Raw genomic sequence first — 12796 nt, forward strand, 5'->3', positions numbered from 1 at the left:
TACCAGAGCCAGCTTGCGAAGTAGGGGTTTTTCTTACTGTCCATTAATTAGGGTCTTGACCAGATTGTCGCGGGGGCTTTGCTATTAACATTCAGTAACAATTATTGAACTTCCTCTATTAGTGATTAACCATCATAACTGGTTTCTCTACGCCTTCACCCGTCGCGCCTTCTTGCGGCTTCGGACGGCTGAGCAGGAAGCCGATCAGAACGCCGGCAGCGCCAACCCAGATGAGAATCGCGAACGTATCAGAGAATGCATCCACAGGGATCGGATCCGTCATCGGATTGTATTGTGGATTGTAATCGCCGACCTTGTTCATCAGAATCGTCGTCAGAATCGCAATCGCGAACGACGTAACGACTTGTTGGAGCGCAGCCGTAAGCGACGTGACACGACCTACGAGGTGCGCAGGCGAGGCTTGAATAATATGTGTATTCAATGGCATCATCGACAAGCCCATACCCGCTCCGAGCATGCCAAGCGGAAGAATGTATTCGTATTGGCTTGCGTCAGCATCAATGCCTGTCAGCAAGAAAGCTGCAATTGATACCATGAGCATACCAGCAACAACGAGCGGGCGAGCGCCTATTTTATCGAACAGCTTACCGCCAAGCGGCATGAAGATCGTCGATGCGATTGCCATCGGCAGCATCAAGACGCCCGTCTTCAGCGCGCCATAGCCGTGCGATTGTTGAAGCAGAAGAGGAATGAGGAACATCGTACCGAAGAGCGCAACTTGCGATACCCATTGCACGATAATCCCTTTGGTGAAGTTGCCCGAACGGAATACGCGAAGCTCAAGCAGCGGTTGTTTGCGATTAAGCTCAACAATAATGAAGATGATGAGCGATACGCCGCCAACGATAATGCCTGTCAGCGTCTTGGCCGACGTCCACGAAGTACCGCCTTCGGACAGGCCATAAGCGAGTGCTGCGAATGCAAGCGGTCCGAAGACCATGCCAAGGAAGTCGAGCGTAGGAACTTGCTGGCGGTCAATCGCCGGCAATGTCTTCAGACCGATCAGAACAGCGATAACGCCGATCGGCAGGTTAATCAAGAAAATCCAGTGCCACGAAGCATCTTCGATCAGCCAGCCGCCAACAATCGGGCCAAGTGCTGGCGCGAGGAGCATCGGGATACCGATCATACCCATGACAGCGCCGACTTTACCCGGAGGCGCCAGACGGTATGTGAATGCCATCGCGATCGGAGCAACCATGCCGCCGCCGATACCTTGAATGATACGATAAGCGATAAGCTGTTCAATCGAACCTGCCAGTGCGCAGAGACCGGAACCAACCGTGAACAGGAAAACAGAGATGAGGAAAATATTTTTTGCGCCAAAACGGTCCGACAACCAGCCGGCCAGCGGAATAACCGCAGCCTGCGCGAGCGCGTAACCCATGACCGTCCACTGCACCGTGCTAAGCGACGATTCGAAATCCATCACGAGACCCGGAAGCGCGACGTTCATTGCGGTACCGTCAAGAATGACCATGAACATGCCGACAATAATAGCGAGCAGCGGGGCGAGTATTGCTGTGATCGGTTGATCTGCCTTGCTTTGTGTTGCACTTGCCATTGACTCCACTCCTTTTTTCTCTAGTTCTGAAATTTGACCTGTTGACGACAATCGGGTTACAATGAAACCATTAAAACCTGACAGTTGGCAAGGAGCTTCAGAAAAACTTAACGAAGAGTGCGGACAATTGTCCGCTTAATACTTCATTCAGAATGATAGCGGACAATTGTCCGTTTGTCAATGTGACCCAAGGGAGGAGAATGAACGATGGTGACGCCAAAGCGAAAAGATGCTCAACAACTGACCGAGCTGATCTTGGAAACGGCGCGCGATTTGTTCACTCAGCATGGCGTTGACACCGTCAGCATGCACCAGATTGCCAAGACAGCAGGCGTCGGCCAAGCTACGATGTACCGCCGCTATGCGCAGAAGGGCGATCTGTGTCTCGAGCTTATTGACGATCAATTCAGCCGACTTCGCGCAGAGATCGATGGACAGCTCGAACGGCTTACCGATGCGCCTGTATTAGAGCGATTGATCGCAGTGTTCCGCCGCATTATTATGTTCACGCATAACGAGGCTTCGCTGCTGAAGGCGATTCATGTCTCGCTTGTCCAATCCCGCTGCCTGAACGCAGATGCGCAGCAGTTTTTCTGTTCGCAGCCTTACTTATATTTGCACGGCACGCTCGCCAGCCTGTTGAAGGAAGCGTTGGACAGCGGTCAGACCGTATCCTTCGAGCCCACGTTCACGGCACATATTATGATTGCTGCGCTTGCGCCGCATACGCTGCAGCATCTGAGCGACCAGTATGGATATACGACAGACGATATTATCGATCAACTCATTCGCACGTTGATTCGCCCGCTATTTCATTCATTTGATAAAGCTGCGTTAGACGTATGAGGTGACTAAGTTCGACATTTGCAGCCCCTGCAACGGGACCTCCGCCCTCCTCCTGCTGATTCATTGACGCTCTTATGGCATCAGTTGATAATGGAATAGTTGAAGTAAACTATTCCCAGAGGAGTGATATCATGTCGAGAAAAATCCTGATTCTGACAGGCGACGCTGCAGAAGTGCTCGAGGTGTACTACCCTGTATTCCGGGTTGCCGAAGAAGGATATGAACCGGTCATCGCTGCTCCGCAGAAGAAAGTATTGAACACGGTTTGTCACGATTTCATTGAAGGCTGGGACACTTACACGGAGAAGCCTGCACACCGTCTGGCAGCAGACATTGCCTTCGCAGACGTTGATCCTGCGGAATATGCAGGCATTATTATTCCAGGTGGTCGAGCGCCTGAATTTATTCGCAACGATAAGGATCTGCCGCGAATCGTTCGTCATTTTCTCGAAGAAGACAAGCCTGTCGGCGCCATCTGCCACGGTGCGCAAGTATTCCTCGCGCTCAATGACAACACCCTCTTCCAAGGCCGTACGATTTCCGCTTATAACGCCTGCCGCCTTGAAGTTGAACGTCTGGGCGCTATCTATCCAGAAGAGACGCTTTATGTGGACGGCAACATCGTCTCCGGACATGCTTGGCCGGATCTGCCGGGCTTCATGCGCGAGTTTCTGAAAGCGGTGCGCAATAACGAGGCATCGCAGGACAGATCGCAAGAAACGTCATCCGCCATTTAATTGATCCATACAGCAAGAGCACTGCTCGAATGAGCAGTGCTCTTCATATTTGCAGCAAGTTATCGATTCAGTCAATTCCTTCTCATAGGACAATGCTTTACAAGCATAAAGTCATAACGTTGTTCGATTTGAAGGAGGAATGCCGCTTGTCTCGCATTAGTCGGGAAATCATCATCGTAGTCGTACCCATTTCCGCCATCCGTGAATTTATCGCTGTCGATATTATAGGCAGCACGACTTTCTATTACGCACTTAAGATCGCTCTCAAGAAGCTCGTATTCGTCGAGCCCCTTGCCATTGCCGGAAGCATCGTACTTCCTCTCGTGTATAAAAAGGTCGCGCATCGCAGCAGTGCTTCCCAACGTGATGGCCGCGTTGCTGCCGCTCGAAGCAGCACGCCGATTCCGCGCCTCAGCCTGCAGGATTAACGCGGACTGCCGCCTGTTTGCCGCTCATTTGAATACCTGTCGCCTTCGATCCGAATGGCTTCAGGTCTGCCAGCAGCCGCTCGAGCAGTTCCTTCGCAGGTACCTGCTCCTGCTTGCCCTGCAGCTTTACGACGAGCAATACCGGATTGCCTGCCGCCAGCAGCTTCTCTGCTTGACGCCGCTTCGTATCGTAGTCATGCTCCTCAATATGCGCAGACAGCCGCAGCTCCTTTTCCTTGGCAGGCCGGTCCTGCAGCCGCTCCTCGCGCTGCTGCTGCGATTGCTCCTTCTTCGCGTCTCCCCGAGCGACCAGCTTGCATGGCGGCGGGCTGCTCATCAATGACGTGCAGACCAGATCCACCTTCAGCCGTTTCGCCATCGCAAGCGCCTCATCGCGCGATACAACACCGATCGGCTCCCCGTCCAACCCCGTCAGGTCGAGCTCCTTCGCTTTGATTTTCTCGTTCATAATTAAACTCATCGTCGTTCTCTCTCCTTCTTCCAGCGAATGCACAGGCCGCAATCCCTATATAAAAACCGCTGCACAAGCAGCGGCTGCATGACGCATTATTATTGATCAGGCTCGTCCCATTTGCGCGAATAAGCTTTCTTCGTAACCCACAACGTAATCCATGTAATCGCAACCAGAATGACAGCCGCCGAAATCCATACGCCTGCTGGTACTCCCATGGTATCCCGCCCCCTCTCTCATCCTGCTGTATTACGTAACAGCAACAAGTAACTCTAACGATCATACCGCATGCATGCCAGTTAATCAACGCCAGATCACAAGACGAAGGCTCACAGGCCGCCCGCTTTCGCGAGTAGCTGTGAGCCTATTCATTCACTGCGCCCCTGCCCTTTCATTGCTGGGATGTAACGCTGTATGACGGCTTATGCTCCAACGTGGACATTTTGAAAAAAGGCCGTCGATACTGCCCCTCCGAGCTGGTTGGATAAGTAAACGAGGTGACTGAGCGCCGCATCCTCCACACGGACATGACCGCTGCGGATCGGTCCGATAACCGACTTCATCGCGTCCACTAGATCGCTGACCCGTTCATCGAGCGCCTCATAATCACGATTAGGCAGTCCGATCTGATTAATATGACCGACCAGCGTATCGAGCGAATATTGAACCGAATGCGGGAAACTGCTGCTCTGCAACATGAAATTAAGCACGTATTCGAACGAAATATTCGCAGCATATTGCCTGCGGAACGCTTCGAATCCGCCAACCGACTTCAAGAGTGCTGCCGTACGATTATACTGATCGGACTCGGAGTCCGACTCTCGTCTAATCTGCTGATGCACCGTATTGACGATACGCAGCGTATTGTCTACCCGCTCCACGAATTTGCCTGTTTGAATGAAATCCCACTCCTGCTCACGAACCATTGAAGCGTCTACAGCTCCGCTGAACAGGGTGGCCCACTCCCTCACCCGCTGATAGAACAGATGAGGCGCCTGCAGCATGACTTGCGATACATTCTGATCCTTCAGCCACAGGTAGAAGGCGTTAATGACTTCCCAAATCTCCGCCGGCACAAGCTGCCGCAGCGTACGAAGGTTATTCCTCGCCTGCTGCACGCAATTAAAGATGGAGTTATTGTTCGAACGCTCGAACGTTAGAAAATGCAGCACCGTCAGCTCATTCGTGCCGGCGTTTATGTTCGAGTACAACTCTTCGAACCTTGCCACGCTGCCCGTTGATTCTACAAGCCGCTCCCATACATATTCACGGTCCTGCTGCCCGTACAGCTCATGACGCATATGATAATTAATATCGATCAGCCTTGCATGATTTCCTGCCCGTTCTACGTAACGTCCCGCCCAATATAACAATTCAGCATATCGATTCATCATATTCCATCACCCCCGTTCTGTTTTCCTACTCTAGAACCCAAGTATCTTTCGTTCCTCCGCCTTGCGAAGAGTTGACGATGAGCGATCCTTCCTTCAATGCGACCCTAGTTAATCCGCCGGCGACAACATGGGTTTCCTGCCCCATGAAGACGAATGCCCGCAGATCGATATGCCGGGGAGCAACCTCCATTTGATTCAAAGATGGGCTGCATGACAGCTTCATCGTCGGTTGAGCGATGTAGCGTTCGGGATGAAGGTTAATGTTTTCTGCGAACGCCTTGAGCTCTTCTTCCGTTGCCGATGGTCCGATCAGCATGCCGTAACCGCCAGATAAGCAGCGCTCCTTCACGACCATCTCGGACAAGCGGCTGAGCACATATTCACGTTCATGCGGTCTGTCCAGAATATATGTCGGCACATTGCTTAAGATCGGCTCTTCGCGCAAATAATACCGGATCATATCCGGCACATAAGCATAGATCGCCTTATCGTCGGCAATGCCTGTTCCTGGTGCATTCGCTAGCGCTACATTCCCTGCGCAATACGCTTCCATCAGCCCTGGGACGCCCAGCACGGAGTCAGGGAGGAATGCTTCCGGGTCCAAGTATTCATCATCAATTCGGCGATATATAACATCAACCTGACGCAAGCCTTGCATGCTATGCATATAAACCTTCTTGTCGATGACCGTCAAATCTCTGCCCTCCACCAGATCAATTCCCATCTCTTGGGCAAGGAAGGTATGATCATAATAGGCGGAATTGTGAATGCCCGGCGTCAGCAGTACGACAAGCGGATTCGGCTTGCCGCCTGGGGCCAGCGCTCGCAGACTCCGGAGCAGCGCATCAAGTCCTCGACCAATGCTTCGCACACGATGCTCGAAATAGAGTTCCGGGAACAGATTCGTCATCAGCGCACGGTTCTTGTACACGTATGACAAGCCGGATGGCGTCCTCAAGTTGTCTTCCAGCACATAATACTCACCGGAGTCGCCTCGAATAATATCGATGCCAGAGAGCGGGATATACGTGTTATTCGGAACGTTCAGACCTATCATGGCAGGCAAATAATACGGGTTATCTATAATCATCTGACGCGGAATAAGGCCGTCTTTAATAATGTTCTGCTCATGATAGATATCGTAGATGAATGCGTTCAACGCCTGCACCCGCTGCTTCAGTCCCTCTTCAAGCGACTGCCATTCCTCACTCGTAATGATTCGCGGAATCATATCAAACGGGATCGTACGCTCAAGGGACGAGTCTTCGGGGGTATCGCTATATAAAGTGAACGTAATGCCTTGTGTTACCATTTCGGACTGCATGACGGCATTGCGTGTCACGAGCTCGTCAATTCCCATCCTGGTTAACACTTTCATCATCGTTCCGTATGGCGACCGGACCTTACCATGCTGATCAAACATTTCATCATAGAATACAGAACTGCCATAATCGGCAAACAAGTGCTTGCGCTTCATCATCAGCATAGCCATGACGGTTACCCTCCTAATTTCGTTTCAACTCGCCTTATCAAGCGTAATGTTTCATCACACTTGAAACATGTGTTAAGTATAGGATAGGCCGACTATAGGAGTATGTCGAAATGACCTATGGTAATTGTGACAATTTTGTGACAATCTTGTTTCGATCATTCCATTCTTAATCTTCTTCATGTTAGGTTAAATGACAAAGTCATAAGATAGAGGTAACATAGAATAAGAGCGATTCTCCCATTTCATTCTATTTCTTTCTCTTATTCCTTCTATCTAATCGTTGTTAACTAGGAGGACGCCTATGAAGCTGACGATTGGGACTAAGTTGCTCGGTACTTTTCTATTCGTAGCTGTCTTCGTTGCATTCGCGGGCATTGTCTCCTTTCACTATATGAAGAAGCTGAATACCTCCTATACCGATCTCATCCAACAGCAAGTCGCTATTGTCACCAATACGAGAGATATACAGGTGCTAGTGCTGCAGCAGACGAACGATCTGCGCGGCTATTTGCTGACCGATGACGCCTCTTTTCTACGCGGGCTGCAAACAGCCAATAACGAGCTTAATACCCTCGTATCCAAGACCGACTTGCTCTTAACCGAACATAAGAGCCGGCAATTAGCTGCCCAGCTCATCCAATTGAACCGAAAGTTCCAACTACGTTATGAACGAATGCTTAACCACTACAGAGAGGATCATGATAAAGGGGCCGCTCTTGACTTGTTCAAGACGGAGGTGCTTCCGCTAGGCTTGCAGTTAGGTCCTCTGGCAGCTTCAATCTCAGAGCATCAACAACTACTGCTCGATAATGGCGTCAAGCAGAATACCAATACCGTCAATTGGGCGAACAGCACCATACGAGCAGTGAGTCTGTTAGCATTTATATTAACGCTAGTCATCGGTTGGATGATTTCGCGGCATATTACGAGGAGCCTTTCACGAATTACAAAGTTTATTGCCAGCATCACGCCTGGGTTCATTGCATCTGCTGGATTACCGCGCATTGAAGTTCGTACGCAGGACGAAATAGGTGCCATCGCCCTTTCCTTCAACAACATGGCCTCTGCTCTAGATCATTATTCAGCGCAAGAACGAGACACAACCTGGCTGGAGACCAACATCGCGAAGCTCGTTACGATGTGCCAAGGCATTCATGATCTTGAGAAGCTTGCGCAGCAGCTTATTACGGCAATTACGCCGATCGTAGGCGCCAGCTATGGCGTATTCTATATCCGCGAGGATCATGGAGGACAATCCCTACGTAAGCTGGCCGCTTATGCTTATAACGAACGTAGCATCGGTGAAGCTGGCTTTGCGTTCGGCAGGGGACTTGTCGGGCAGGCGGCTGCGGATAACCGAACGATTATCGTGACTGATATCCCGGATTACTACATAACAATCACCTCCGGTACGGGAATGACGGCTCCTGCGAGTCTAATGATCATCCCCGTTAATTTTGAAGGACAAGTGGTTGCTGTTATCGAACTTGCTTCTCTGGCGGACTTCAGTCCGATCCAACAAGCCCTATTGCATGAAGTATTGAGCCGTCTCGGTATTACGATCAACAGCATCGCTGGACGGATGCAGATCGAGAGACTGCTGCATGATTCGCAATCGTTAACGGAGGAGCTGCAGCTTCAGCAGGAGGCGCTGAAGGGCATTAACGAAAAGCTGGAGGACCAATATCATCATTCTGAGCTGAAGACGAAGGAGTTAGAGGCCACGAAGCTAGAATTGGAAGAGAAAGCAGGTCAACTGGCCCTCAGCTCCCAATACAAATCAGAGTTTCTAGCGAACATGTCGCATGAGCTCCGAACACCGCTTAATAGTCTGCTTATCCTATCCGAGATACTCGCGAACAACACGGAGGGAAACCTATCTCCGAGTCAGCAGAAGTATGCAAGCACGATCTATCAATCCGGGAATGATCTGCTCCGTTTAATAAACGATGTGCTTGACTTATCCAAGGTTGAATCAGGGACGATACAGCTTCATTGCGATGAGATCAAGCTGGATTCGGTTTGCGATTTCGTCGAGCAGCAATTCATCCCGATTGCCCGCCAGAAAGGTCTCCTGTTTCGGACTGAGATGGATGCTCGACTGCCTTCTATGCTGTATACAGATGAACAGCGACTGCTCCAAATTATGAAGAACCTGCTGTCCAATGCATTCAAATTCACGTCTCACGGGCATGTCATGCTTCGTATCCATCCCGTCGATCAAACGATGCTGAGCCATTTGGGAGAAGCTGAAGGTTCCAGGCTAGATGAAACAGCGATCGCTTTCTCCATCATAGACACAGGTATTGGCATCCCCCGCAACAAGCACAACTTCATCTTCCAAGCCTTCCAACAGGCAGACGGCTCGACAAGCCGCAAGTATGGGGGGACTGGATTAGGTCTCTCGATCAGCCGGAATATGGCTAAGCTGCTCAACGGGACCATTATCGTGGACAGCGTGGAAGGTCAAGGCAGCACCTTCACTCTAGTACTGCCTGGAGGCGACAGCTCCCCTTGTCTTGGTCCTGAGACATCTCTTCTTATGGAAGAGGCCGCCGCAGCGTCCGATGATGTGGCGAGCGGGATACGCCCGCAAGAAGATAGCAACGAATCGGCGACTGAGCCAAGGATCGTAAACCCTACATTCGATGGCAAAACTGCATTAATCGTTGATGACGATATGCGCAGTATTTTCGCCATTACAACGGCTCTTGAAAGCAGGGGAATGAAGGTTCGATTTGCAGAGAATGGCGTTGAAGGGCTTCTGACACTCCAGCACCATTCGGCCATCGATATTGTTTTGATGGATATGATGCTTCCCGAGATGGACGGATATGAAGCGATCCGCACGATTCGTCTTATACCCGAATATCGCTTGCTGCCGATTATTGCATTAACAGCGAAGGCAATGAAAGACGATCGAGATCATTGCATAGAGGCCGGAGCATCCGATTATATAAGCAAACCTGTTAACATGGATCAGCTCTGCTCGATCCTACAGGTTTGGTTGAATAGATAGGCAGGGAACAGACGATGAGTCCTAAACTATTTGGTGACCGAACAACAACCGCATACCGTGAAGAGATCGATCCTTTGGAGCAGCTCGAGATCGAGCTGCTCCTTGAAGCGCTCTATCGGCATTACGGATTCGACTTCCGTAATTATGTACTCCCATCCATTCGTCGGCGCATCTGGCACCGAATTCATGCGGAGAAGCTGTCGACCATATCCGGCCTCCAGGAGCAAATTCTTCATGACCGGAGCGCTATGAAACGACTCATTGCTGATTTCTCAATCACCGTTACCGAGATGTTCCGCGATCCGAGCTTTTTTCATTCGTTTCGAACGAATATTGTACCACTACTACAAGACTATGCTTGCATACGGATCTGGCATGCCGGTTGTTCAACAGGTGAAGAGGTTTATTCGATGGCCATCCTTATGCATGAGGAAGGTCTCCATCATAAGACGCGTTATTATGCAACAGATATGAACGCTGACGTTATCGAAGAGGCCAAGCAACGCTCTATCGCAATCGACAAGCTGCAAGCCTATAACGATAACTATATGCAAGCAGGAGGACGTAAATCGCTGAGCGATTACTACAGGATCGAACATGACCGTGCAATCTTGCTCCCGTATCTAGCGGACAACATCGTGTTCGCTCAGCATAATTTGGCCGTCGATCAATCGTTTAACGAGTTCCACGTTATCATTTGCCGCAATGTGATGATCTATTTCAACACGACTCTGCAGACCCGCGTTTATACCTTGTTCCACGAAAGCTTATGCTTATCTGGATTTCTCGGACTCGGACATAAAGAGAATATCGCTTTTACGAGCCACAGCGCTTTATATAAGGAGATGGATGCCAATGAAAAGCTATATCGAAAAATTAAATAACGGCACGCCAAGCCAAATTAACGTGCTTATCGTCGACGACAGGCAGGAGAACATCATCGCGCTCGAAGCGCTTCTCGATAACCCACGGTATCGGTTATACACAGCCAACTCCGGCCTTGAGGCGCTTCGCCACGTGTTGTCCGTTAATTTTACCGTTATCCTTCTCGACGTCCAGATGCCGGGGATGAACGGGTTCGAGACTGCACGACTGATCAAATCAAGGGAGAAATCGAAGCATGTACCAATTTTGTTCGTGACAGCCATCAGCCAGGCGGCTGAGAACGTCAAGCAGGGATATTCTGTTGGTGCGATCGACTATATTTTCAAGCCGTTCCATCCTGAGACGCTGAAGATGAAGATTGAAGCCGTTGTCCGCATGCATCAGTACCAGGAACAAATCAAGCTGCAGAATGAGCTGCTCAGCGTCATTGGCGACACTTCGATTGACTCCATTATTACGATGAACGCAGCAGGAACGATTATGAATATTAATCGAGCCGCGAAGCAAATGTTCGGATACCCGCCCGAGCAATTGATCGGCAGGCATGTTGAAGTGCTGGTTCCTGCAATCATGGATTATATGGCTGATTCAGCGAATCAAATGCAACGTATTATTGAAACCGCCGCAGTCCGCTATGACGGAAGCCTGTTCCCTGTTGATATTCAGATTGGGGAAGCGAAGGTAGAGAGTGAACAAATCTATGTATGCTCGATCAGAGACGTAACGCAGCGGAAGCTTATGGAGGAAGAACGTTACCGACGTATCTTCGACGCGGCACCGTCGTTAATTGTAGTACGCTCACTTCGGGACAATACTTACCTGAACGTCAATGAGAGCTTTCTGAAGGCTACGGGGTACAGCATAGAGGAGGTTATGAATCGACCTGGAGATGTGCTTCAATACGTCATTAATGACGATCACAAGATAGCAGCGACAGATCCGATCAAAGGCGATTATTATCCACTGCGCAGCATTCGAATCAGCTTCATGACCAAGTCTGGCGAGCTTCGGGAAGGTATCATGTCTACGGAGCATATTGATCTACATAATGAACCCTGTGTGCTTACGATCATCACCGACATAACCGAACGGCTGCATATTGAGCAAGAGATGGTCCGATTAGATCGACTTAATCTAACGGGCAAAATGGCTGCTGGCATCGTCCACGAAATTCGCAATCCAATGACAACCGTTAGAGGCTACCTGCAGTTATCCAAGAACTATTCAGATGAGCAGACGTCCATTATGATCGAAGAGCTGGACCGTGCACACAGTCTTGTATCGGAATTTCTGTCTGTCGCGAATACGAATACGACGAATCGCAAGCTGCAACCGCTCAATCGCATCATCGAGACACTCTTTCCTCTCATCCAATCCAAAGCGCTGTGCACGAACCACGCGATTCAGCTCGACCTTGCGCCATGCCCGTCCTTACACCTCGATGAGAAAGAGATTCGACAGCTGCTGCTCAACTTATCCATTAATGGCTTTGACGCGATGCATGAAGGGGGGACGCTAACGATCCGAACATTCACCCTTAATGATGAGGTTGTTCTTGAGGTCATCGATCAAGGTTCAGGCATTAGGGACGAACTGCTCGACAAACTAGGTACACCTTTTTTCAGCACCAAATTAAACGGCACAGGCCTAGGACTATCCGTCTGCTACGGTGTAGCCGCACGTCACGATGCGAAGATTCATGTTCATTCCGATGATCAAGGAACGGTATTCGCCATCCACTTTAAACAGCGTTCATTGATGTTCTAGGCTTTTCTCAATTCAAATACTAATAAGTACAAAAACAAAAGCCTTTCGCATCAGAGCGAAAGGCTTTTGTTTTTATTATGTAACAGACAAGTCCGTTTATGTTCATACTGGTCGGGATGACACGATTTGAACATGCGACCCCCTGGTCCCAAACCAGGTGCTCTACCAAGC

General features: G+C 50.0%; 10 protein-coding genes. 6 read left to right on the forward strand and 4 right to left on the reverse strand.

Going from position 1 to position 12796, the window contains the following annotated elements:
* Positions 1–118: 118 nt before the first annotated feature.
* Positions 119–1585 carry a DHA2 family efflux MFS transporter permease subunit gene (locus tag SBI19_RS28860; RefSeq protein WP_317972985.1) on the reverse strand — a complete coding sequence of 489 codons (1467 nt, stop codon included), beginning with the start codon at positions 1583–1585 and terminating at the stop codon, positions 119–121.
* Positions 1586–1792: 207 nt separating this feature from the next.
* Between SBI19_RS28860 and SBI19_RS28865 the strand changes: the two genes are divergently transcribed.
* From SBI19_RS28865 to SBI19_RS28875, 3 genes are all read left to right on the forward strand, one after another.
* A complete protein-coding gene (locus SBI19_RS28865) occupies positions 1793–2431 on the forward strand; it encodes a TetR/AcrR family transcriptional regulator (RefSeq protein WP_317972986.1) in 639 nt (212 codons plus the stop codon).
* Positions 2432–2562: 131 nt separating this feature from the next.
* Entirely contained in the window at positions 2563–3168 is a 606-nt protein-coding gene (locus SBI19_RS28870; protein ID WP_317972987.1) for a DJ-1/PfpI family protein, read from the forward strand.
* Between the two features lie 146 nt (positions 3169–3314).
* Positions 3315–3596, forward strand: a complete 282-nt coding sequence (locus SBI19_RS28875) for a hypothetical protein (protein WP_317972988.1) — start codon at positions 3315–3317, stop codon at positions 3594–3596.
* On the opposite strand, the gene infC is transcribed toward SBI19_RS28875, so the two are convergent.
* The 3 genes from infC to SBI19_RS28890 all read right to left on the reverse strand — a co-directional run bounded on the left by infC (position 3580) and on the right by SBI19_RS28890 (position 6954).
* Entirely contained in the window at positions 3580–4077 is a 498-nt protein-coding gene (gene infC / locus SBI19_RS28880; RefSeq protein ID WP_317972989.1) for a translation initiation factor IF-3, read from the reverse strand. The two genes, SBI19_RS28875 and infC, sit on opposite strands and share 17 nt — an antisense overlap.
* Positions 4078–4490: 413 nt before the next feature.
* Entirely contained in the window at positions 4491–5462 is a 972-nt protein-coding gene (locus SBI19_RS28885; protein WP_317972990.1) for an alpha-E domain-containing protein, read from the reverse strand.
* Between the two features lie 25 nt (positions 5463–5487).
* Complete coding sequence (locus SBI19_RS28890; protein WP_317972991.1) at positions 5488–6954, reverse strand: circularly permuted type 2 ATP-grasp protein; 1467 nt, start codon at positions 6952–6954, stop codon at positions 5488–5490.
* A gap of 301 nt (positions 6955–7255) precedes the next feature.
* Here SBI19_RS28890 and SBI19_RS28895 point away from each other — a divergent pair, with 301 nt between their 5' ends.
* Genes SBI19_RS28895 through SBI19_RS28905 form a run of 3 tightly spaced genes read left to right on the forward strand, consistent with a single transcriptional unit; the run spans position 7256 to position 12625 of the window.
* Positions 7256–9973 carry a response regulator gene (locus tag SBI19_RS28895; protein WP_317972992.1) on the forward strand — a complete coding sequence of 906 codons (2718 nt, stop codon included), beginning with the start codon at positions 7256–7258 and terminating at the stop codon, positions 9971–9973.
* Positions 9974–9987: 14 nt separating this feature from the next.
* Positions 9988–10857, forward strand: coding sequence for a CheR family methyltransferase (locus tag SBI19_RS28900; RefSeq protein WP_317972993.1), 870 nt, complete (start codon positions 9988–9990; stop codon positions 10855–10857).
* A complete protein-coding gene (locus SBI19_RS28905) occupies positions 10829–12625 on the forward strand; it encodes a PAS domain S-box protein (RefSeq protein WP_317972994.1) in 1797 nt (598 codons plus the stop codon). Before SBI19_RS28900 ends, SBI19_RS28905 begins: the two co-directional genes overlap by 29 nt.
* The last annotated feature ends 171 nt before the right edge of the window (positions 12626–12796 follow it).

The organism is Paenibacillus sp. CCS19 (assembly GCF_033239625.1).
Taxonomy (GTDB): domain Bacteria; phylum Bacillota; class Bacilli; order Paenibacillales; family Paenibacillaceae; genus Paenibacillus_T.